Source organism: Pantoea sp. AS-PWVM4, assembly GCF_000468095.1.
GTDB classification, from domain to species: Bacteria; Pseudomonadota; Gammaproteobacteria; order Enterobacterales; family Enterobacteriaceae; genus Pantoea; species Pantoea phytobeneficialis.
Map to the genome: position 1 here is coordinate 1 of NZ_ASZC01000020.1, position 21,815 is coordinate 21,815.

General features: G+C 54.9%; 21 protein-coding genes. 17 read left to right on the top strand and 4 right to left on the bottom strand.

The window, feature by feature from the left end:
• Positions 1–215: 215 nt before the first annotated feature.
• Positions 216–3,428 carry a ribonuclease E gene (gene rne, locus L579_RS17910; protein ID WP_021185596.1) on the bottom strand — a complete coding sequence of 1,071 codons (3,213 nt, stop codon included), beginning with the start codon at positions 3,426–3,428 and terminating at the stop codon, positions 216–218.
• Positions 3,429–4,001: 573 nt separating this feature from the next.
• On the opposite strand from rne, the gene rluC reads away from it, so the two are divergent.
• A complete protein-coding gene (gene rluC / locus L579_RS17920) occupies positions 4,002–4,958 on the top strand; it encodes a 23S rRNA pseudouridine(955/2504/2580) synthase RluC (RefSeq protein WP_021185597.1) in 957 nt (318 codons plus the stop codon).
• 11 nt (positions 4,959–4,969) lie between these two features.
• Here the strand turns inward: rluC and L579_RS17925 are convergent, their stop codons facing one another.
• Positions 4,970–5,554 (bottom strand): Maf family protein, encoded by a 585-nt coding sequence (locus tag L579_RS17925; RefSeq protein ID WP_021185598.1) that lies wholly within the window; start codon positions 5,552–5,554, stop codon positions 4,970–4,972.
• A 140-nt stretch (positions 5,555–5,694) separates the two neighbouring features.
• Between L579_RS17925 and yceD the strand changes: the two genes are divergently transcribed.
• The 14 genes from yceD (at position 5,695) to ptsG (ending at position 17,929) form a co-directional block, all read left to right on the top strand.
• A complete protein-coding gene (yceD, locus tag L579_RS17930; protein ID WP_021185599.1) occupies positions 5,695–6,216 on the top strand; it encodes a 23S rRNA accumulation protein YceD in 522 nt (173 codons plus the stop codon).
• A 14-nt stretch (positions 6,217–6,230) separates the two neighbouring features.
• Positions 6,231–6,401 (top strand): 50S ribosomal protein L32, encoded by a 171-nt coding sequence (rpmF, locus tag L579_RS17935; protein WP_013508656.1) that lies wholly within the window; start codon positions 6,231–6,233, stop codon positions 6,399–6,401.
• Between the two features lie 26 nt (positions 6,402–6,427).
• Positions 6,428–7,468, top strand: a complete 1,041-nt coding sequence (gene plsX, locus L579_RS17940; protein ID WP_021185600.1) for a phosphate acyltransferase PlsX — start codon at positions 6,428–6,430, stop codon at positions 7,466–7,468.
• Positions 7,469–8,422, top strand: a complete 954-nt coding sequence (locus tag L579_RS17945) for a beta-ketoacyl-ACP synthase III (protein WP_021185601.1) — start codon at positions 7,469–7,471, stop codon at positions 8,420–8,422.
• Positions 8,423–8,437: 15 nt separating this feature from the next.
• Positions 8,438–9,370 (top strand): ACP S-malonyltransferase, encoded by a 933-nt coding sequence (fabD, locus tag L579_RS17950; protein WP_036627376.1) that lies wholly within the window; start codon positions 8,438–8,440, stop codon positions 9,368–9,370.
• A gap of 10 nt (positions 9,371–9,380) precedes the next feature.
• A complete protein-coding gene (fabG, locus tag L579_RS17955) occupies positions 9,381–10,115 on the top strand; it encodes a 3-oxoacyl-ACP reductase FabG (RefSeq protein ID WP_021185603.1) in 735 nt (244 codons plus the stop codon).
• Positions 10,116–10,268: 153 nt separating this feature from the next.
• Positions 10,269–10,505 carry an acyl carrier protein gene (acpP, locus tag L579_RS17960; RefSeq protein ID WP_021185605.1) on the top strand — a complete coding sequence of 79 codons (237 nt, stop codon included), beginning with the start codon at positions 10,269–10,271 and terminating at the stop codon, positions 10,503–10,505.
• 87 nt (positions 10,506–10,592) lie between these two features.
• Positions 10,593–11,834 carry a beta-ketoacyl-ACP synthase II gene (fabF, locus tag L579_RS17965; RefSeq protein WP_021185606.1) on the top strand — a complete coding sequence of 414 codons (1,242 nt, stop codon included), beginning with the start codon at positions 10,593–10,595 and terminating at the stop codon, positions 11,832–11,834.
• Between the two features lie 120 nt (positions 11,835–11,954).
• Positions 11,955–12,770, top strand: a complete 816-nt coding sequence (gene pabC / locus L579_RS17970; RefSeq protein WP_021185607.1) for an aminodeoxychorismate lyase — start codon at positions 11,955–11,957, stop codon at positions 12,768–12,770.
• Positions 12,767–13,786 carry an endolytic transglycosylase MltG gene (gene mltG / locus L579_RS17975; RefSeq protein ID WP_021185608.1) on the top strand — a complete coding sequence of 340 codons (1,020 nt, stop codon included), beginning with the start codon at positions 12,767–12,769 and terminating at the stop codon, positions 13,784–13,786. Before pabC ends, mltG begins: the two co-directional genes overlap by 4 nt.
• Positions 13,776–14,411 carry a dTMP kinase gene (tmk, locus tag L579_RS17980; protein ID WP_021185609.1) on the top strand — a complete coding sequence of 212 codons (636 nt, stop codon included), beginning with the start codon at positions 13,776–13,778 and terminating at the stop codon, positions 14,409–14,411. Before mltG ends, tmk begins: the two co-directional genes overlap by 11 nt.
• Complete coding sequence (gene holB, locus L579_RS17985; protein WP_021185610.1) at positions 14,408–15,397, top strand: DNA polymerase III subunit delta'; 990 nt, start codon at positions 14,408–14,410, stop codon at positions 15,395–15,397. The genes tmk and holB overlap by 4 nt, the downstream gene beginning before the upstream one ends.
• Before the next feature lie 18 nt (positions 15,398–15,415).
• Positions 15,416–16,207, top strand: a complete 792-nt coding sequence (locus L579_RS17990) for a metal-dependent hydrolase (RefSeq protein WP_021185611.1) — start codon at positions 15,416–15,418, stop codon at positions 16,205–16,207.
• A gap of 288 nt (positions 16,208–16,495) precedes the next feature.
• On the top strand, positions 16,496–17,929 hold the full coding sequence (gene ptsG / locus L579_RS17995; RefSeq protein ID WP_021185612.1) for a PTS glucose transporter subunit IIBC: 1,434 nt from the start codon (positions 16,496–16,498) through the stop codon (positions 17,927–17,929).
• Between the two features lie 49 nt (positions 17,930–17,978).
• Here ptsG and L579_RS18000 read toward each other — a convergent pair whose 3' ends face one another.
• Both L579_RS18000 and L579_RS18005 read right to left on the bottom strand, forming a co-directional pair.
• Complete coding sequence (locus L579_RS18000; protein ID WP_021185613.1) at positions 17,979–19,118, bottom strand: beta-galactosidase BglB; 1,140 nt, start codon at positions 19,116–19,118, stop codon at positions 17,979–17,981.
• A gap of 9 nt (positions 19,119–19,127) precedes the next feature.
• A complete protein-coding gene (locus L579_RS18005) occupies positions 19,128–20,720 on the bottom strand; it encodes an MFS transporter (RefSeq protein ID WP_021185614.1) in 1,593 nt (530 codons plus the stop codon).
• A gap of 352 nt (positions 20,721–21,072) precedes the next feature.
• On the opposite strand from L579_RS18005, the gene hinT reads away from it, so the two are divergent.
• Both hinT and L579_RS18015 read left to right on the top strand, forming a co-directional pair.
• On the top strand, positions 21,073–21,423 hold the full coding sequence (gene hinT / locus L579_RS18010) for a purine nucleoside phosphoramidase (protein ID WP_013508671.1): 351 nt from the start codon (positions 21,073–21,075) through the stop codon (positions 21,421–21,423).
• A gap of 19 nt (positions 21,424–21,442) precedes the next feature.
• Positions 21,443–21,808: a YcfL family protein gene (locus L579_RS18015; protein ID WP_021185615.1), complete on the top strand. Its 366-nt coding sequence runs from the start codon at positions 21,443–21,445 to the stop codon at positions 21,806–21,808.
• Positions 21,809–21,815 lie beyond the last annotated feature (7 nt).

Here is a 21,815-nt window from a genome sequence, read left to right on the forward strand (position 1 = left end):
GCACAAGATCGAGGCTTAAGCGGCGCGACAAGCTGCCTCCGTTTCGTGTAACGGGTAGCTAACCAGTTACAACTTCAAGATACAAGCGGCGCGATTTATCGCGCGGATTTTTCACGCATCGCGCACGAAATTGCGCGATAAATCGCGCCGCTACGAATAGATACAAATAAAAAACCCCGGACTGGCCGGGGTTTGCTGTGTGATGTAGCGCTAACTTAGACGCTTTCTGGCTTGGTTGCCGGTGCGGTCGCCTGCTGTGTGGCGCTATGACCGCCAGCCGATCCACGGCCGGCAAAGGCAAACGGTGGACGTACCCAATCGCTATGGCGAGCCGGTTCAGGTTCCCATGCCGGTGCCGGTGCTTTGGTCATCGGTGCCGAAGCATAATGCTTCCAGCGGGTTTCTGCGTTGTTGGCCACGGTAGCGTGAGCGGCGACTGGCGCATCAGGTTCCGCAACTGGCGCTGGCTGCGCTTCTGCGGCAACCGGCGTGGACAGTACCTCTTCCACTGGCGCAGTCACTTCCGGTGCCACCTGAGCAGGTGTTTCGATGGCAGCGGTTACGGCTTCGTTGACCTCAGCAGCAACATCAACCACCGGTTCGGCCTGCGCGGCGGTTACTTCGGCAACCGCTTCATCCGCCGCTGAAATCACGGTCGGTTCTTCATTGACCGGTGATTCAATCGGACGGGTGTCATCGGAGTTCACTACCGGAACGTCGGTGTGTGCCTGCGGTTCCACTACTTCGACGACTGGCTCAGCAACTACTTCCTGTACTGGCTCAACGCTGGCAGGCAGAGCAACGGCAGCGGCCGTCTCTTCGCGGCTGTAATCCGGCGTCTCGTTCAGTGCATCCGGTGTGACCAGTTCTTCATTGGTTTGTGCAACCGGATAACGTACCCAAACTTTGCCAGAGGCCATTTCCGGTGAAGCCGAAGCCGCAGCCAGAGGCATTGCAGATTGGGTCGGATAGCGCTCATCACGGTAACGGCGACGACGCTGACCGCTGACACGCAGGTGGCGCGGTGAACGACGTGAACGGCGCGGCATATTGGCGCTGTCACGGTTATCAACGTCATCCTGATCATCATTGACCGCTTCCGGTTCTTCATTAGCGACTGCACGCGGCGCAGTTTCAACCGGAGCGATAACGTTCTCGGTTGTCGCTTCGCTTTCATCACCAAAACGCACTTTCTGGCTCAGCTGGCGTTGTTTACGACGCGGCATGACCTGAACATGTTCTTCTTCCTGCGCTGCCTCATCAACGATTTCAGCCTGCACCACCGGCTCAGCGGCTTTCTGTTCCTGCTGCTGGGCGCGTTTCTCTTCCTGACGACGACGCTGGCGCTCCGCACGTTGTTCGCGACGCTGTTGTTGCTGCTCTTCGCGTTGCTGGCGTGCTTCTTCGCTTTGTGCCGGGCTGCGTTCTTCACGCGGCTCGTTCTGGCGTTTATTGCGGCGGTTTTCGGTGGTTTCACGCGCTTCGCGTGGCTCACGCGGCTCGCGTGCTTCACGTACCGGCGCGTTTTCAGCGTTACGCGGAGTGCGTTCACGACGATTATTGCGGCGGTTGTTGCGACGATCGCCACGCTGTTGACCGTTTTCATCAGCGTTTGCTTTGCTTTCCTGTTTCTCGCTGGCTTCCGGCGTAGTCGCCGGTGCATCACCAACAAACAGTTTTTTCAATCCACCCAGCAGACGTGCCATAAAGCCGGTTGACGCAGCCGGTGCTGCGACGGTGTCGGTTGTCCTGGCCTTCTTCGGCTCAGCTTTCACCGCAGGCTTGCTCTCTTCTGCCACTTCAACTGGTGCAGGCGGTGCATCCGGCATCACAAAGGCGGCGAGGGCAGGTTGCTCAGGACGACGACGTTCTGACTGCTCTTCTTCGGAAGGCAGTGCCATTTCCGCTTCATGCAGTTTCGGCAGGTGGTAGCTCAGCGTTTGCGTCTCTTCGCCTTTGCGCACGCGCAACACGGAGTAGTGTGGCGTTTCCATCTGATCGTTCGGTACGATGATGGCGCGCACGCCACCCTGACGCTTCTCAATGGCGCTGACCGCATCACGTTTCTCGTTCAGCAGATAGGAAGCGACCGGAACCGGCACAATGGCGTGGACTTCTTTGGTGTTGTCTTTCAGCGCTTCTTCTTCAATCAGACGCAGAATAGACAGCGACAGCGATTCGTTATCACGGATGGTGCCGGTACCGCTACAACGTGGGCAGACGTGATGACTGGACTCGCCCAGTGATGGGCTGAGGCGCTGACGTGACATCTCCAGCAGACCAAAGCGTGAAATATGGCTGATTTGAATACGTGCACGATCCTGACGTACCGCTTCACGCAGACGGTTTTCCACGGCACGCTGGTGGCGTACCGGCGTCATATCGATGAAGTCGATAACAATCAGACCACCGAGGTCACGCAGACGCAGCTGACGAGCGATTTCGTCTGCCGCTTCGAGGTTGGTATTGAACGCCGTCTCTTCGATATCACCACCGCGCGTCGCGCGTGCTGAGTTGATATCAATCGCAGTCAGTGCTTCGGTGCTGTCAATGACGATAGAGCCGCCAGATGGCAGACGCACTTCACGCTGGAAAGCAGATTCAATCTGCGATTCGATTTGGTAGTGGCTGAACAGCGGGATTTCACCGGTGTACAACTTGATTTTGCTGCTGAAGTCCGGACGACCGAGCGCAGCGATATGCTGACGCGCCAGTTCGAGGACTTTCGGGTTATCGATGAGGATTTCACCGATATCCTGACGCAGATAGTCGCGGAAGGCGCGCACGATCACATTACTTTCCTGATGGATCAGGAAAGGTGCCGGGCGGCTTTCTGCGGCTTTTTTGATCGCTTCCCAGTGTTTCAGACGGAAGCTAAGGTCCCACTGTAACGACTCGGCGGATTTGCCAACGCCAGCGGTGCGCACAATCAGGCCCATGCCTTCCGGCAGTTCCAGCGCTGACAGGGCTTCTTTCAGTTCGGTGCGATCATCGCCTTCAATACGGCGCGAAATGCCACCCGCACGCGGGTTGTTCGGCATCAGCACCAGGTAGCTACCGGCCAGTGAAATAAAGGTGGTCAGTGCTGCTCCTTTATTACCACGCTCCTCTTTATCAATTTGAACGATGACTTCCTGACCTTCACGCAGAACATCTTTAATATTGGGACGTCCGTGCGCGTTGTAACTGGCGGGGAAATATTCGCGGGAAATTTCTTTCAGAGGGAGAAAACCGTGACGCTCAGCACCGTAATCAACAAACGCAGCTTCCAGGCTGGGTTCAATACGGGTGATTTTACCTTTGTAGATGTTGGCTTTTTTCTGTTCGTGTCCGGGGCTTTCGATATCCAGATCGTACAGACGTTGTCCATCAACCAGGGCAACGCGCAACTCCTCCTGCTGAGTTGCGTTAATTAACATTCTTTTCATCGTGACTTACTCGTTATTCTCTCATGAGTGACAAAGCTGCGGGCATCGTTACCCTGGACGAGAATCAACCGATGGCCCCGTGTCTTTAATGCACAGACGTCAACCTCACGGTTGTCGGCGGCTAAAGGGGCGCAAATCTTGTCGGTGGCCTGTTTTTCATAAGGAAATCCAGCGCCTGAAGGTGGAAGTGCTACAGAGTATTCAAAAATCCACACATCCCAGTCTGTCGTCCTGGCTGCAACCCGCAGCCCGCTAAGTGCCTGATTTAACATTACGTCTTACGCCATTGCTGCGTGTCCGTTTAATCCGGCAAAATGACTTATTTCGCTCTTTTTTCTGCCTGAATCTTTCCAGGACAGAAACCCCTGCATTATTCCATTGCTCACCAACATATAGCAAGGCGACTTTTGCCGAGCTGTGAAGTTTATTCATCCTTAACCTGTTCATTTGCAGGGGTTATCATCGCATTGTTGAAAAAGTCAGCATTTCGACTCTTTAGCGCCGCGACAACCAGAGAGTTAAGCACAGAAAAAGGGGTGGCGCTATCCGGGGACACTATTTAGAATCGCCGCCATGAAAACTGAGAATCCCGGCGTACAATTTGTCGCCATTACGGCTGAAAATGCCGGACAACGTATCGATAACTTTTTGCGCACCCAATTGAAGGGTGTGCCGAAAAGTATGATTTATCGCATCCTGCGTAAAGGGGAAGTGCGGGTAAATAAAAAACGCATCAAACCTGAATATAAGCTGGAAGAAGGCGATGAGATCCGTATTCCACCCGTACGGGTGGCGGAACGTGAAGAGCAGACTGTCTCGCCGAAGCTGGAGAAAGTGGCTTCACTGGCTGACGCCATCCTGTATGAGGATGATTATCTGCTGGTCCTGAACAAGCCTTCCGGCACCGCCGTACATGGCGGCAGCGGTTTAAGTTTTGGCGTAATTGAAGGCTTGCGTGCGCTGCGCCCGGAAGCGCGTTTTCTCGAATTGGTGCATCGTCTCGATCGCGACACCTCGGGTATCTTGCTGGTTGCGAAGAAACGCTCGGCACTGCGTTCCCTGCACGAACAGCTACGCGATAAGGGCATGCAAAAAGATTACCTGGCGCTGGTGCGTGGCGACTGGCCATCCCACCTGAAAGTGGTACAGGCACCGTTGTTGAAGAATATCCTGCAAAGCGGTGAGCGCGTGGTGCGCGTCAGCGCGGAAGGTAAACCTTCGGAGACACGGTTTAAAGTGGAAGAGCGTTTTGGCTTTGCCACCCTGGTAAAAGCCAGTCCGGTCACTGGCCGCACCCACCAGATTCGTGTGCATACCTTACATGCGGGCCATCCCATCGCGTTTGACGATCGTTATGGCGATCGGGAATTTGAACGCCAGCTGGCACCGACCGGACTTTCCCGTCTGTTCCTGCATGCGGCGGCGTTGACGTTTACCCATCCCAACACCGGTGAGACGTTACGGATGGAAGCGCCGCTGGACGGCGCTTTGAAGCATTGCCTGTCGCAGTTACGCCAGAAAAAGGCGTAACGTCACGGGCATCAACACAAGGGGTTGATGCCCGCTTCTCGTAACATCCCATTCAACGCAATCAGCGGCAATCCAATCAAAGTATTGGGATCGCGTCCTTCCAGCCGTTCAAACAGACAAATACCAAGGCCTTCGCTTTTGAAGCTGCCTGCACATTGCAGTGGCTGTTCTTTGGCAACGTATCCGGCAATTTCGGCTGCACTCAGCGTGCGAAAATGGACGGTGAAGGGTTCACAGCAGAGAAATTGCTGCCCGCTTTGCGGTTGGATGAGCGCCAGGCCGGTATAGAAGGTGATGGCTTTGCCACTGGCGGCAGAGAGTTGCCTGCGCGCGTTTTCTTCCGTGTGCGGCTTACCGGTGATCTGTCCGTCCAGCACGCAGACTTGATCGGAACCGATGATCCAGCGATCCGGATAGTCGGCCGCCAACGCCCTGGCTTTCGCCAGCGCGAGGCGTTGTACCAACGCATCTGCCGCTTCGCCGGGCTGCGGCGTCTCATCGGTGTGCGGTGCCGCGCAGAGAAAAGGCAGGCCAAGCTTACTTAATAAAGCCTGGCGGAAGGGTGAGGTTGAAGCTAAAACCAGCGATGTCGTCATTTTTTTGCAGAATAGATAGCGTAAAGGAGACAGTCATTTTAAACTGTGCGCCGCACTGGATGCGACTAACGGGTGAAAGATGCTGTAAAACGGCCTTTTTCTTTGACTCTATGACGTTACAAAGTTAATATTCGCGCCCTATGCAAAAGGTAAAATTACCCCTGACGCTCGATCCGGTACGCGCTGCGCAAAAACGCCTTGATTATCATGGTGTTTATTCGCCTGAATTGGTGGCGCGCGTGGCCGACTCGGTCGTGAGTGTGGACAGTGATGTGGAATGTGCCATGTCGTTTGCGGTTGACAACCAGCGCCTCGCGGTTCTGCAAGGAACAGCGGATGTGCAGGTTACGTTGTTATGTCAGCGCTGCAACCAGCCGTTTCCGCATCAGGTTCACGTAAGCTATTGCTTCAGTCCTGTCTCTACTGAAGAGCAGGCCGAAGCACTGCCGGAAGCCTACGAACCGATCGATGTCGATGATTTTGGCGAAATCGATCTGTTGGCGGTGATTGAAGATGAAATCATCCTCGCACTGCCGGTGGTTCCGGTGCATGATTCTGAACACTGTGAAGTGTCCGACGCGGACATGGTTTTTGGTAAGTTGCCTGAAGAGGCAGAAAAACCAAATCCATTTGCCGTATTAGCCAGTTTAAAGCGTAAGTAATAGGAGTAAGGTCCATGGCCGTACAACAGAATAAACCCACCCGTTCTAAGCGTGGTATGCGTCGTTCTCATGATGCTCTGACCACCACCACTCTGTCTGTAGATAAAGTTTCTGGCGAAACTCATCTGCGTCACCACATCACTGCGGATGGTTACTACCGCGGTCGCAAGGTTATCGCTAAGTAATTCTTGCGGTTACGCAAGGCGATACTTTGACACGTTTGACCCTGGCGATAGATGCCATGGGCGGGGATTTCGGTCCCTGCGTGACAGTGCCTGCAGCCTTGCAGGCACTGGCCTCTCATTCGCACCTGGTTCTCCTTCTGGTCGGTAATCCCGACACAATCATGCCATTACTTGCCAAAGCGGATTCCTCTGTAGCGGGGCGTGTGCAGGTGATCCCTGCCGAATCGGTTATTGCAAGTGATGCCAGACCCTCACAGGCGATTCGTAACAGTCGCGGCAGTTCCATGCGTATCGCATTGGAGCTGGTGAAAGAGGGTAAGGCACAAGCCTGTGTCAGCGCGGGGAACACCGGCGCGCTGATGGGGTTAGCCAAATTGTTGCTCAAGCCGCTGGATGGCATTGAGCGCCCGGCGCTGATGACCGTTCTGCCTCATCAGCAGCACGGCAAAACGGTGGTGCTCGATTTGGGCGCCAACGTAGAGTCCGACAGTGAAATGTTGGTGCAATTTGCGGTGATGGGTGCGGTGGTAGCCGAAGAAGTGCTTGCCATTAACCAGCCGCGCGTTGCGTTGCTCAATATCGGCCAGGAAGAGACCAAAGGTCTGGAAGCCATCCGCACAGCAGCGGCGGTGCTGCGGGAATCCCCGCAGATCAACTATATTGGTTACCTTGAGGGGAATGATCTCCTCACCGGCAAAACGGATGTGCTGGTTTGCGATGGCTTTGTTGGCAACGTCACGCTGAAAACGATGGAAGGTGTGGTAAGAATGTTTCTTTCGCTGCTTAAATCGTCAGGGGAAGGAAAAAAACGGGCCTGGTGGCTGAAGTGGCTGGGGCGCTGGATCCAAAAGCGTCTGGCGAAGCGTTTCGGTCACCTCAACCCCGACCAGTATAATGGCGCTTGTCTGTTAGGATTGCGCGGAACGGTGATCAAGAGCCACGGCGCGGCGAATCAACGTGCGTTTGCCGTAGCGATAGAACAGGCAGAGCAGGCGGTGCGGCGGCAAGTCCCGGAACGGATTGCTGCGCGCCTGGATACTGTATTAGCCAGGAGTGACAAAGCGTAGATGTTTACCAAAATTCTCGGTACGGGCAGTTATTTGCCCAGCCAGGTACGTACCAACGCGGATCTGGAAAAAATGGTGGAAACTTCGGACGAGTGGATTGTCACCCGTACCGGCATCCGTGAACGCCGCATTGCTGCGCCGGATGAAACTGTCGCCACCATGGGCTTTTCGGCAGCACAGCGAGCGCTGGAAATGGCGGGCGTTGCGGCGAGTGACGTGGGTCTGATTATTGTGGCGACCACCTCTTCGAGCCACGCATTCCCAAGCTCAGCCTGCATGATCCAGCAAATGCTAGAGATCAACGACTGTGCGGCGTTTGACCTTGCAGCCGCGTGCGCAGGTTTTACCTATGCCCTGAGCGTAGCCGATCAGTACATCAAAAATGGCGCAGTGAAACATGCGCTGGTGATCGGTGCGGATGCACTGGCACGTACGCTCGATCCCGCCGATCGTGGCACCATTATTCTGTTCGGTGATGGAGCAGGTGCGGTGGTTCTGGGCCAGAGCAGCGAACCGGGCATTCTTTCTACCCATCTGCATGCGGATGGTCGTTACGGTAAACTGCTGACGCTGCCATATCAGGACCGCGAGCAGCAGGATCAACCTGCTTACCTGACGATGGCAGGCAACGAAGTCTTCAAAGTGGCGGTCACTGAACTGGCGCACATTGTGGATGAAACCTTGCAGGCCAACAATCTCGATCGCGAAATGCTCGACTGGCTGGTGCCGCATCAGGCTAACCTGCGCATTATCAGCGCCACGGCGAAAAAACTCGGTATGGGCATGGACAAAGTGGTGGTGACGCTGGATCGTCACGGTAACACCTCTGCGGCTTCCGTACCCAGTGCGCTGGATGAAGCGGTACGTGATGGTCGCATCAAACCGGGACAACTGATTCTGCTGGAGGCCTTTGGTGGTGGTTTCACCTGGGGTTCCGCGCTGGTTCGCTTTTGATTACAGGAACGAATGATGACGCAATTTGCTTTTGTGTTCCCCGGACAGGGATCACAGACTGTGGGCATGCTGGCTGACCTGGCCACTGAATACCCGCAGGTAGAGGCTACTTTCCGTGAAGCTTCAGACGCACTGGGTTATGACTTATGGCAGTTGGTTCAGCAGGGACCTGCTGAGGAACTGAACAAAACCTGGCAGACACAGCCCGCGTTGCTGGCGGCTTCAGTTGCGATTTATCGCGTCTGGCAGAGCAAAAATGCGCCTCAGCCTGCCATCATGGCCGGTCACAGTCTGGGTGAATACTCGGCGCTGGTTTGTGCGGGCGTACTGAATTTTGTCGATGCCATTAAACTGGTTGAACTGCGTGGCAAACTGATGCAGGAAGCGGTGCCGGAAGGCACTGGCGCGATGCAGGCGATTATCGGTCTTGATGATGCCGCCATTCGTAAAGCCTGTGAAGAGAGTGCACAAGGCCAGGTGGTGTCGCCGGTTAACTTTAACTCGCCGGGCCAGGTGGTGATTGCGGGTAACAAAGAAGCCGTTGAGCGTGCAGGCGCAGCCTGTAAAGCCGCAGGGGCGAAACGTGCGCTGCCGTTACCGGTCAGCGTGCCATCTCACTGCGCGCTGATGAAGCCAGCGGCAGAGAAACTGGCGGTGGCACTGGAAGCGATCAACTTCAATACCCCGTCAGTCCCGGTGGTTAACAACGTTGATGTGCAGTGTGAAACCTCAGCCGAGGCGATTCGTAGCGCGCTGGTGCGTCAATTGTACAGTCCGGTACGCTGGACAGAAGCGGTTGAGTTTATGGCCGCGCAAGGCGTGACTCAGTTGCTGGAGATTGGTCCGGGTAAAGTGCTGACCGGTCTCACTAAACGTATTGTGGATACCCTGACCGCAGCCGCAGTGAACGATCCTGCTTCATTGACTGCTGCGCTTAGCCAGGAATAAGAGGAAAATCATGGGCTTTGAAGGTAAAGTTGCGCTGGTTACCGGCGCGAGCCGCGGTATCGGTCGCGCCATTGCGGAAACGCTGGCGGCACGCGGTGCCAAAGTGGTGGGAACTGCCACCAGCGAGAGCGGCGCGGAGGCAATCAGTGCTTACCTCGGCGACAGCGGTAAAGGTCTGCTGTTGAACGTGACCGATCCTGCTTCCATTGAGAGTGTGCTCGAGAAAGTACGCGCAGAATTTGGCGAAGTGGACATTTTAGTCAATAATGCAGGCATTACGCGTGATAATTTACTGATGCGCATGAAAGACGATGAATGGGCGGATATCCTTGATACCAACCTGACATCAGTTTTCCGTCTCTCGAAGGCGGTTATGCGTGCCATGATGAAGAAACGTGTGGGCCGTATCATTACCATCGGTTCTGTAGTTGGAACCATGGGTAACGCGGGCCAGGCAAACTATGCAGCAGCAAAAGCAGGTTTGATTGGCTTTAGCAAATCACTGGCGCGAGAAGTCGCGTCCCGTGGCATTACCGTAAACGTCGTGGCTCCGGGCTTTATTGAAACGGACATGACGCGTGCACTGAACGAAGATCAGCGCTCGGGCATTCTGGCGGAAGTTCCAGCAGGTCGCTTAGGTGATCCGCAGGAAATCGCCAATGCTGTTGCATTCTTAGCCTCTGACGAAGCCGCCTATATCACAGGTGAGACGCTACACGTCAATGGCGGTATGTACATGGTCTGATAATCACGAAATAATTTGCATTATTCGCGGTAAAAACCGCAGAATAGCGTAAAATCGTGGTTCGACCAGCCGGGATTTTGTTGCATCTTTTTCAACATTTTATACACTACGAAAACCATCGCGAAAGCGAGTTTTGATAGGAAATTTAATAGCATGAGCGACATTCAGGATAGAGTTAAGAAGATCATCATCGAGCAGTTGGGCGCGAAACCGGAAGATGTGACTAATGAAAAGTCTTTCGTTGACGACCTGGGTGCTGATTCTCTTGACACCGTTGAACTGGTTATGGCTCTGGAAGAAGAGTTCGATACCGAGATTCCAGACGAAGAAGCTGAGAAAATCACTACCGTTCAGGCAGCGATCGACTACATCACTAGCCACCAAGGCTAATGAATATCCTTCAGGCGGTCGCTCGACCGCCTGAGTTTTATAGTTTGTCCCACATAGCTTTTTTTTATCCCTCCCTGGAGGACGAACGTGTCTAAGCGTCGTGTAGTTGTGACCGGTCTTGGCATGTTGTCTCCTGTCGGCAATACCGTAGAGTCTACCTGGAGTGCTCTCCTTGCCGGTCAGAGCGGCATTACCCTGATCGACCATTTTGATACCAGTGCCTATGCAACACGTTTTGCAGGTTTGGTAAGAGATTTTGATTGTGATGAATTCATCTCGCGCAAAGATCAGCGCAAGATGGATGATTTCATCCAATATGGCATCGTTGCTGGCATACAGGCTATGCAGGACTCCGGTCTGGTCGTAACTGAAGAAAATGCTGGTCGTTTTGGTGCGGCGATTGGTTCCGGCATCGGCGGATTGGGTTTGATTGAAGAAAACCACTCCTCGCTGGTCAATGGCGGCCCACGCAAAATCAGCCCGTTCTTTGTGCCTTCTACCATTGTAAACATGGTCGCGGGTCATCTTACGATTATGTATGGCCTGAAAGGTCCGAGCATCTCTATCGCCACGGCCTGTACTTCGGGTGTACATAACATTGGTCATGCGGCACGCATCATTGCTTACAACGATGCCGATGTCATGCTGGCCGGTGGTGCAGAAAAAGCCAGTACCCCTCTGGGTGTCGGTGGCTTTGGTGCGGCGCGTGCGCTCTCCACCCGTAACGATAATCCGCAGGCGGCAAGCCGTCCGTGGGACAAAGATCGTGATGGTTTTGTGCTGGGTGACGGTGCAGGCATTGTGGTGCTGGAAGAGTACGAGCACGCGAAGAAACGCGGTGCGAAGATTTATGCTGAAATTGTTGGTTTCGGCATGAGCAGCGATGCTTACCACATGACCTCACCGCCGGAAAATGGCGCAGGCGCGGCGCTGGCTATGGTCAACGCTCTGCGTGATGCACAGTTGAATCCGGAACAGATCGGTTACGTCAACGCGCATGGCACCTCAACGCCAGCCGGTGATAAAGCGGAAGCGCAGGCGGTGAAATCGGTCTTTGGTGCGGCAGCCAACTCTGTGATGGTCAGCTCAACCAAATCGATGACGGGTCACCTGTTGGGTGCTGCGGGCGCGGTAGAATCTATCTACTCAATCCTGGCATTGCGCGATCAGGCAATTCCACCGACCATCAACCTCGATAACCCTGATGAAGGCTGTGATCTGGACTTTGTGCCACACACGGCGCGTCAGGTGAGTGGTCTGGAATACACGCTGTGTAACTCCTTCGGTTTCGGTGGAACCAACGGTTCACTGATTTTCCGCAAAGTGTAAGTCACATCGTTCCAGACAGAGGCCCGCAATGCGGGCCTTTTTTATATTTTGTCACGCAGTTGCATAGAATCTTACGGCCTTCAATGCTATTCAAAGCAAGGTCAATTGATTGGGGTCGTTATGATGTGGATAAATGGCGCAGAACAGACGCAACTGACCGCGCGCGATCGGGCGGTGCAATTCGGTGATGGCTGTTTTACCACGGCGGCGGTACAGCAGGGAGAGATCCAGCTGTTTGCGGCGCATTTGCAACGTCTGAAACAGGGTTGTGAGCGATTGCTGATGGCTGAACCTGACTGGCAGCAGCTCGAAGCGGAAATGCGCGTTGCCGCGCACAACCAACAACAGGCGGTGTTAAAAGTCATATTGACCCCAGGCGCAGGTGGACGTGGTTATAGCCGTGCAGGATGCAGCGCCCCAACACGTATTCTCTCACTTTCCCCCTGGCCGCAGCATTATCAGTCGCTACAACAGCAGGGTGTACGTCTGGTAACCAGCCCGGTACGACTGGGGCGTAACCCGCTGTTGGCGGGGATCAAACACCTCAACCGACTGGAGCAAGTGCTGATTCGTCATCATCTTGACCAGACCGACGCCGACGAGGCGCTGGTGCTTGACACTGAGGGGACGGTGGTGGAATGCTGTGCGGCCAATTTATTCTGGCGTGAGGGCGACACCGTCTTCACGCCGCGACTTGAACAGGCTGGCGTTGCCGGGATTATGCGGCGTTATCTGATGGCGCAGATGGCAGCCGCAGGTCAGGATTGTCAGTTGATTGATGGCAGCCGGGAGAGGCTACTCGCCGCAGATGAAGTGGTGATATGCAATGCTCTGATGCCAGTTTTACCCGTGCGTAGCATTGACGATATTACGTTTAGCGCACGTTCGCTGTACCAGCAACTGCTCGCCAGTTGCCAGAAAATGGAAGCATCATGACTCGAATGAAAAAAATTATCGCCGGCGCCACGGTGATTATTGGCCTCGCTGCGGCCTTTAGCTATTGGCAGATTGAACGTTTCGCCGATACACCTTTGACGTTGCACCAGGAAACCATTTTCACCCTGCCTGCGGGCACTGGCCGGGTGGCGCTGGAAGCGCAACTGGAGGGCGAACATGTTATCGCGCCGAGCCTGTGGTTTGGTCCCTTATTAAAGCTGGAGCCGGAACTGGCGCGCTTTAAGGCCGGGACTTATCGACTGGAAAGCAATATGACCGTCCGTCAATTGCTGGAATTGCTGGCGAGTGGTAAAGAAGCGCAGTTCCCGGTCCGTTTTGTGGAAGGTTCTCGCCTCAAGGAGTGGCTGGCGCAGTTGCGTGCCGCACCTTATCTCAAGCACACCCTGAAAGATGACCAGTTCGCGACGGTGGCTGCGGCACTGAAACTCGATGCTAACCAGCTTGAAGGCGGATTCTATCCCGATACTTATCTGTATACCGCCAACACCAGTGATGTCGCGTTGCTGGATCGCGCCCATGCGCGGATGAACAAACTGGTGGATGAGATCTGGCAAGGTCGCATGGATAATCTGCCCTATAAAAAGGAGCAGGATCTGGTGACGATGGCGTCGATCATCGAGAAAGAAACCGGCGTCAGTGAAGAACGTGCACGCGTTGCCTCGGTGTTTATCAACCGTCTGCGGATTGGCATGAAGTTGCAGACCGATCCCACGGTGATATATGGCCTGGGTGATAACTACACCGGTACTATCACACGTAAAGATCTCGACACGCCAACCGATTACAATACCTATACCATCAGCGGTATGCCGCCGGGGCCGATTGCGATGCCGGGCCGGGCTTCACTGGAAGCGGCAGCACACCCGGAAAAAACCAATTACCTCTATTTTGTTGCGGATGGCAAAGGTGGTCACACCTTCACCACCAATCTGGTCAGCCATAATAAAGCCGTGCAGGCGTATCGGCTGGCAATGAAGGAAAAAAATGAAAAGTAAGTTTATCGTCATTGAAGGCCTTGAAGGGGCAGGCAAAACCACCGCGCGTGATGCGGTGGTCGAGGTACTGCGCGAGCAGGGCATTGATGATCTGGTGTTTACCCGTGAACCGGGCGGCACGCCGCTGGCGGAGCAGTTGCGCGTGCTGGTTAAGCAGGGCATTGATGGCGAGCAGGTGACGGACAAAGCCGAATTGTTGATGTTGTATGCGGCACGCGTGCAACTGGTGGAAAACGTGATTAAGCCTGCTCTGGCACGGGGTGCCTGGGTGATCGGCGACCGTCATGATCTCTCGTCGCAGGCCTATCAGGGCGGAGGGCGTGGCCTCGACACGCAATTGATGACGACGCTGCGTGATGCGGTGCTGGGCGAGTTTCGCCCGGACTGCACGTTGTACCTCGACGTCACACCGGAAATTGGTTTGCAGCGGGCGCGTGCGCGCGGTGAACTAGACAGGATTGAACAGGAATCGCTGCGCTTTTTTGAGCGCACCCGCGAGCGTTATCTGGCTCTGGCGGCCGAGGATCCAACCATTATCACCATCGATGCCACTCAAACATTGCCGCAGGTGACCGCGTCAATCAAAGCGGCGGTGCAGCGCTGGCTGGTGGGTCAGACGGCATGAACTGGTATCCGTGGCTGAATCAACCCTATCGGCGCATCATTACCCGGCATCAGAGCGGCCAGGCGCACCATGCGCTGCTGATTCAGGCGATTGAAGGGATGGGTGATGATGCTCTGGTATGGGGTGTCAGCCGCTGGCTGATGTGCCAGCAACCGGAAGGGTTGAAGAGTTGTGGACACTGCCACGGCTGTCAGTTGATGCAGGCGCAGACGCACCCGGATTGGTATCGACTCGAAGCCGAGAAAGGCAAATCCTCGTTGGGGATTGATGCAGTGCGTGATGTGACGGAAAAACTCTACCATTTTGCCCAGCAGGGTGGGGCCAAAGTGGTGTGGTTGCCGGATGCGGCGCAGTTGACCGAAGCGGCGGCCAATGCCTTGTTGAAGACCCTGGAGGAGCCACCCGCCAATACCTGGTTTTTCCTCAGTACCCGCGAACCCTCGCGCCTGCTTGCTACGCTGCGTAGCCGTTGTATGACCTGGCATCTGTCGCCACCCGATGAAATCCACAGCCTGCAATGGCTGCAAAAGCAGATTTCGCAGCCGGAAGAGACGTTGCGTGCGGCGTTGCGTTTAAGTAACGGTGCGCCTGCGGCGGCGTTGACCTTGTTGCAGCCTGAGCGCTGGCAGACCCGCGAGACGTTGTGTAATGCGCTGGCGGGTGCGTTGCAGCAAAACATCCTGCAACTGTTGCCATGCCTGAATAGCGATGACGTTGCTGACCGTCTCGCCTGGCTCCTCTCGTTGCTGGTCGATGCGATGAAGGTGCAACAAGGCGCGAGTCGCTGGCTGAGCAATGGCGATCGCCCAGATGTGGTGACGTTACTGGCGCAGCAATTAAACAGCAACGCCCTGAATGCCAGCGTGCAGTTGTGGATGCAGTGCCGCGAGCAACTGCAACAGGTGGCGGCGCTCAATCGTGAATTAATGTTGACCGATCGCCTGTTGAGCTGGAGTCGTCTGCTCAGCCCGGCCACCTTCGGATAACGCTAAAAAGAGAGAAGTATGTTTATTGTTGATTCCCACTGCCATCTCGATGGCCTGGATTATGAAAAGCAGCATCGTGACCTGGATGATGTGATCGCCAAAGCGGCGGCACGCGATGTGAAATTTATGCTGGCAATTGCCACCACCTTACCGGATTACCACACCCTGAAAGCGCTGGTGGGTGAGCGCGACAACATTGCGCTGGCCTGCGGGGTGCATCCGCTTAATCAGGAAACGCCGTACGATGTTGAAGAGTTTCGTCGTCTGGCGGCGGAAGATCAGGTGATCGCGTTGGGTGAAACCGGCCTCGATTATTTCTATCAGCAGGAAACCAAAGCGCAGCAGCAGGCTTCATTCCGTGAGCATATCCGTACCGGGATCGCGCTGAACAAGCCGATTATCGTGCATACCCGCGACGCGCGTGAAGACACGCTGGCAATCCTGCGCGAGGAACAGGTGGAGAAGTGCGGCGGCGTGTTGCACTGTTTCACCGAAGATCGGGAAACGGCAGAGAAACTGCTGGATATGGGCTTCTATATCTCCTTTTCCGGAATTTTGACGTTCCGTAACGCCGAGCAGATCCGCGATGCGGCGCGTTATGTGCCGCTCGACCGGATGCTGGTCGAAACCGATTCACCATATCTGGCACCGGTGCCGCATCGTGGCAAAGAGAACCAACCGGCGTTTACCCGCGATGTCGCTGATTATATGGCGGTACTGAAGGGCGTCGATATTGAAACGCTGGCAGCCGCAACCACCGAGAATTTCTCCCGCCTGTTTCATGTCCCGATGAGCCGCTTGGGCGGTTAAGACACTTTATTTCAAACTCTGTAATTAATCAGAAATTCATCAGACTGGCTGTGCCTGAAAGGGCACAGCCAGTCATTTATTGTCGTAAATAGCAGCAAGTCAGTCAGAATTACCTGAAAGCCGAACAGTGGCATGAGCGAAACGTGATAGCCGTCAAAGTAAGAAAATTCTATTTATTTTACTCTTCGTAATAAATCAAAAGACGCTCAGCGTCATCCCGGTAGAGGGTCCTCCCCCCTCTGCCACGCGCACTGCGCGAAATGCACTCATACTCAGGAGCTTCACGCTATGTTCAAGAACGCATTTGCGAACCTGCAAAAGGTAGGTAAATCGCTGATGTTACCGGTGTCGGTATTGCCGATCGCCGGTATTTTATTAGGTGTTGGTTCTGCCAACTTCAGCTGGTTACCTGCGGTGGTATCGCATGTGATGGCCGAGGCTGGCGGTTCGGTGTTTGCCAACATGCCGCTGATTTTTGCCATCGGTGTGGCGCTCGGCTTTACCAACAACGACGGCGTCTCTGCGCTGGCGGCGGTGGTGGCCTACGGCATTATGGTGAAAACCATGGCAGTCGTGGCCCCGTTGGTGCTGCATCTGCCTGCGGCTGAAATCGAGGCGAAACATCTGGCCGATACCGGCGTACTCGGCGGGATTATCGCCGGTGCGATCGCGGCGTATATGTTTAACCGCTTCTACCGTATCAAGCTGCCGGAATACCTTGGCTTCTTTGCCGGTAAACGCTTTGTGCCGATTATCTCTGGCCTGGCGGCTATCGTACTGGGTGTGCTGCTGTCCTTCATCTGGCCACCGGTGGGTACCGCGATTCAGGACTTCTCGCAATGGGCGGCTTATCAGAACCCGGTGGTCGCTTTCGGTATCTATGGTGTGGTTGAACGTGCGCTGGTGCCGTTTGGTCTGCACCATATCTGGAACGTACCTTTCCAGATGCAGATTGGTGAATTCACCAACGCGGCAGGCCAGGTGTTCCACGGTGACATTCCGCGCTATATGGCCGGTGACCCGACTGCGGGCAAACTGTCTGGCGGCTTCCTGTTCAAAATGTATGGTCTGCCAGCCGCTGCTATCGCTATCTGGCATTCCGCTAAACCAGAAAACCGCGCCAAAGTGGGCGGTATCATGATCTCCGCTGCGCTGACCTCGTTCCTGACCGGTATCACCGAGCCGATCGAGTTCTCCTTTATGTTCGTGGCACCGATCCTGTATGTGATTCACGCCATTCTGGCTGGTCTGGCATTCCCGATCTGTATTCTGCTCGGTATGCGTGATGGCACCAGCTTCTCACACGGTCTGATCGACTTTATCGTGCTGAGTGGCAACAGCAGCAAAATCTGGCTGTTCCCGATTGTCGGTATCATCTACGGTCTGATCTACTACACCGTATTCCGCGTGCTGATTGCCAAGCTGAACCTGAAAACGCCGGGTCGTGAAGATAACGCCGTTGAGCAGAGCAGCGCGACCGGTAGCGAAATGGCGGGTAAATTGGTTACTGCATTCGGTGGTAAAGAGAACATCACTAACCTCGATGCCTGTATTACCCGTCTGCGCGTCAGCGTGGCTGATGTGGGCAAAGTTGACCAGACTGAACTGAAAAGCCTCGGCGCGCGTGGCGTGGTGGTGGCAGGTTCCGGTGTTCAGGCGATTTTCGGCACCAAGTCCGATAACCTGAAAACTGAAATGGATGACTATATCCGTAATATGTAATCACTCCGACGAGTGATAAACAACGGCCCCCAATTTGGGGGCCGTTTTGTTATAAATACACCCGTAAATACTCTGTCAGGCACAGCAGCGCCATCGCCTGACCATAAGGCATCGACGTCAGGGGCACCTGACGGTAATAATCCAAATCGCTACCCATCGCCGTACCAAACGACACCTGCTTCAGCTCGCCATCGTCATCAATATTGGCAATCACGCCACGTAACGCCTTTTCTGCGACAGGCAAATAGTCGCGTGACAGATAGCGTTTGCGCACCGCTTTCAGGATGCCATAGGCAAAACCGGCAGTGGCGGAGGCTTCGGGGTAACTGTGTGGATCGTCCAAGAGGGTATGCCACAGGCCGCTGCTGTGCTGGCAGTCGGCCAGCGCTTTGACCTGGCTTTCCAGCACCTGAAGCAGGAAACGACGCGTGGCGTGCTGCTCCGGCCAGTTCATCAGTTCGAGGAAATCCGGGATGACAATGGTGACCCAACTGTTGCCGCGCGCCCAGCGCGCGGCGGCAAAGTTGTGGCGACCGGCGAAATTCCAGCCGTGGAACCATAAACCGGTCTGACGATCCATCAGGTATTGGGTATGGAGAAGAAACTGGAAACTCGCTTCTTCAACAAATTCCGGCCGTTCCAGCAACTGACCAATCTTCGCCAGCGCCATCACGCTCATCATCAGGGTATCGTCCCATAACTGCTGGGTATTTTCGTTGTTATAAACGATGTGCTGCAATCCACCGTTTTCGGTACGTGGCATCTCATACATCACCCATTCCGCCCAGCGCTCCAGTACCGGTCGCCAGGCTGCATTGCCCGTCTCTTCATAGCGGTATGCCAGCGTCAAAAACGGACAGACGGTGTTGACGTTCTTGGTGGGGGTGCCTTCTGCCAGGCGGGTGCTGAACCAGTCATCGATGATCTGCAACGTGGCCTGGTCGCCTGTCTGCTGATAAAAATGCAGCATGCCATACAGCCCGATACCGTGCGTCCACTCCCAACCTGCCCAGCCTTTGGTATCAATTACGCGGCCATCATCGAGGCGCAGCAGAAATTCACCGCTTTCGTCGCGGATATTGACCAGATTCTGCGTTAACTGATGGATCAGCTGCACCAATTCCTTACGCGGCAGCAGATACTCGGGCTGACGTAACAGGTCGCTATGTTTTACCGGAAATACGGTCATGATCTATTCCTATCGTTTTGAAGGGGCAGGGAGAGGATGTAGCGCGCTGGCTTTACGCGGTAAAGGCGGTGCCGCGGGCTTAAGGCGATTGAGGTAGCCAACGTTGTTGTTACCCCATAAATGTTCATAGGGCATCCCCGCCAGCGTTTCGACAATCTCGCGTGCTTCCGGGGTGATACGCTCCGGCACCGGACGCCCGGCATCACGCATCTTCAGCGTCTCTTCACGCAACACGGTGTGGGTATGCAGATTGAGTTTAAAGCGCAGCGACACCAGAAAACCGCAGGTCAGCACGCAGACGGTGCCGATACTGAGGATCGCCAGAATGGTGTGGCTCACCGCCGGTACCTGCGTGGTATGCCCGGAAACAAATCCCGCCAGTTGCAACACGATGCCGACCAGCATGACGGCTCCGGCCTGTGAGGCTTTGCGCGTCAGCGTCATAATGCCGGCAAAGATCCCTTCACGGCGCTGACCGGTGACCACCTCATCCACATCGGCGATATAGGTGTAGGTATTCCAGGGCACATAGTTGATGCCACCCCGTCCCAGTCCGGCCAGGCCGGAAATCAGCACCAGCAGCGCCATGTTGTTATTCATGCCGGTGTACCACAGGCCCGCATAGGAGAGGGCGCTCAGGCCGAACAGTATCACCACCAGACGATACGCCGGTGCCGGTCCCAGGCGGATGCACAGTGGGATCATCGCCATCGCCGCGATAAATTGCAGCACCGCCATAGTGCCCATCAGGCTGGAAGCAATCTGCGCGCTTTGCATTAACACGAATACCACATACCAGGTGAAGACCGCGTTAAACACGTCCTGCGCGATGTAGCCACCGAGATACATGCCGAGATGCTGGCGGAAGATACGAATGCGCAGCGTCGAACCGAGTTCGATGTAGAGGCGTTTCAGGCTTTGCCACAGCGACAGGCCGGATTTCTCCTGCTCGGCACGCAGGGATTCCGCTGAAAAATCATCCGGGTGGCGCTCCCAGGTAAAGCGCCACACCAGCGTCAGCACCAGGGCGCAAATCACCGCGAACACCAGGCTGGCATAGAAGAACGACAGCGGATTTTCTTTGCCGAACCAGCCAATCAGGATACCCGGCAGAAACGCCGCCAAAATCGCCGACAGCTGCGCCAGGGCGATGCGTGCACCCGAGAAGCGAGTTTTCTGTTTGAAATCATCGGTCATCTCCGGCACCAGCGTTTCGTAGGGCACCAGAATCATGGTGTAGACGATATCGAACAACAAATAGGTCAGCAGATACCACCAGAAACTCATGTCGGCGATCCACATCAGGCTGTAGCTGAAGACGCAGGGGATACCGAGCATGATAAAGAACTTGCGGCGACCAAAGCGTTTACCCAGCCAGGTGGAGCCGAAATTATCGGTGAGAAAACCCATTAACGGACTGACCAGCGCATCCAGCACACGCGCGGCAGCAAAGATAAAGGTGGCTTCGATAGGGGTCAGTCCACAAAACGTGGTGTAGAAATACAGCAGCCAGGCGGCAGTCAGCGCCGTGGTGCCTGCGCCGAGGAAATCCCCGGAGCCATATGCCAGATAGTGGCCCAAACCAATCTTACGTGAGCGCATTGCAGGTACTCCCTGAGACAAATGTGGTGTACATCCCTCATCCTTCCGGACAGCTGGCTCGGATTGGTTAGAAAGTAGAGCGGGAAGCGGTGCTAAACCTTCGCGATTTGGCAAGCTTCCCTGCGCAAGTGGCAAAATCGCAAAGAAACGATGGTGATAAATCTAATTTATAAAACAGCGTTTCATTTTCGTGGTGGGAAAAATGTCAGAATTGTGTCGCGACGCGATTTATGGCGCGGAAAAGTGATGTAAACGCAGCCATTTAATGTAAGAAAAGTGGTCCCGAGGTTGAAAGAACCAGAATTCCTCCCGCATACTGCCTGACTAAACTCCAGGTTTAAGGAAATGCACCATGGCTGAAGAAACCATTTTCAGTAAAATCATCCGTCGCGAAATCCCCGCTGACGTGGTTTATCAGGACGAACTGGTTACCGCCTTCCGTGATATCGCACCCAAAGCACCTACGCATATTCTGATCATCCCTAACGTGCTGATTCCCACCGCGAATGATGTGCAGGCCGCACACGAGCAGGCATTGGGGCGCATGATTACCGTCGCAGCGAAAATCGCCCGTGATGAAGGGATCGCCGAAGATGGCTATCGTCTGATCATGAACTGCAACCGTCATGGCGGCCAGGAGGTTTACCACATTCATATGCATCTGGTCGGCGGCAAACCGCTTGGACCGATGTTGGTTGACTAAACCTCAGGCAGGACTTGCTATGCGTCAATGGCTGAGCGGCCTGTTATTGCTGACCCTGGCGGGTTGCAGCAGTGATAAGCCGATGATCAATACTTCGCAATCGCTGGTGATGGAATCGTCAGTGCTGTCAGCCGGTATCATCACCGATGAGCCGAAGCTGGCGGGCAATGATGGGCAACTGCGCGCTGCCAGCGTGCTTTACAATCAACGCGAAACGCCGGTCACTGTGCACTATCGTTATTATTGGTACGACGATAAGGGACTGGAAATCACGCCGCGCGAACCGGCGCAAACGCTAACGGTTCCTGCGCATGGCAGCGTGGAAGCCGCATCGCAAATCGGCAATCTGACCGCCAGCAAGGTGCGTCTCTATCTTTATCTCTGAGGAGTAA

Coding starts and splice junctions, on each gene's coding strand:
- pabC (WP_021185607.1), top strand. CDS start 11,955: ATGATGTGGATAAATGGCGCAGAACAGACGCAACTGACCGCGCGCGAT.
- hinT (WP_013508671.1), top strand. CDS start 21,073: ATGGCTGAAGAAACCATTTTCAGTAAAATCATCCGTCGCGAAATCCCC.
- yceD (WP_021185599.1), top strand. CDS start 5,695: ATGCAAAAGGTAAAATTACCCCTGACGCTCGATCCGGTACGCGCTGCG.
- fabG (WP_021185603.1), top strand. CDS start 9,381: ATGGGCTTTGAAGGTAAAGTTGCGCTGGTTACCGGCGCGAGCCGCGGT.
- holB (WP_021185610.1), top strand. CDS start 14,408: ATGAACTGGTATCCGTGGCTGAATCAACCCTATCGGCGCATCATTACC.
- L579_RS18005 (WP_021185614.1), bottom strand. CDS start 20,720: ATGCGCTCACGTAAGATTGGTTTGGGCCACTATCTGGCATATGGCTCC.
- L579_RS18000 (WP_021185613.1), bottom strand. CDS start 19,118: ATGACCGTATTTCCGGTAAAACATAGCGACCTGTTACGTCAGCCCGAG.
- mltG (WP_021185608.1), top strand. CDS start 12,767: ATGACTCGAATGAAAAAAATTATCGCCGGCGCCACGGTGATTATTGGC.
- L579_RS17990 (WP_021185611.1), top strand. CDS start 15,416: ATGTTTATTGTTGATTCCCACTGCCATCTCGATGGCCTGGATTATGAA.
- fabD (WP_036627376.1), top strand. CDS start 8,438: ATGACGCAATTTGCTTTTGTGTTCCCCGGACAGGGATCACAGACTGTG.
- rluC (WP_021185597.1), top strand. CDS start 4,002: ATGAAAACTGAGAATCCCGGCGTACAATTTGTCGCCATTACGGCTGAA.
- rpmF (WP_013508656.1), top strand. CDS start 6,231: ATGGCCGTACAACAGAATAAACCCACCCGTTCTAAGCGTGGTATGCGT.
- rne (WP_021185596.1), bottom strand. CDS start 3,428: ATGAAAAGAATGTTAATTAACGCAACTCAGCAGGAGGAGTTGCGCGTT.
- tmk (WP_021185609.1), top strand. CDS start 13,776: ATGAAAAGTAAGTTTATCGTCATTGAAGGCCTTGAAGGGGCAGGCAAA.
- ptsG (WP_021185612.1), top strand. CDS start 16,496: ATGTTCAAGAACGCATTTGCGAACCTGCAAAAGGTAGGTAAATCGCTG.
- L579_RS17925 (WP_021185598.1), bottom strand. CDS start 5,554: ATGACGACATCGCTGGTTTTAGCTTCAACCTCACCCTTCCGCCAGGCT.
- acpP (WP_021185605.1), top strand. CDS start 10,269: ATGAGCGACATTCAGGATAGAGTTAAGAAGATCATCATCGAGCAGTTG.
- L579_RS18015 (WP_021185615.1), top strand. CDS start 21,443: ATGCGTCAATGGCTGAGCGGCCTGTTATTGCTGACCCTGGCGGGTTGC.
- L579_RS17945 (WP_021185601.1), top strand. CDS start 7,469: ATGTTTACCAAAATTCTCGGTACGGGCAGTTATTTGCCCAGCCAGGTA.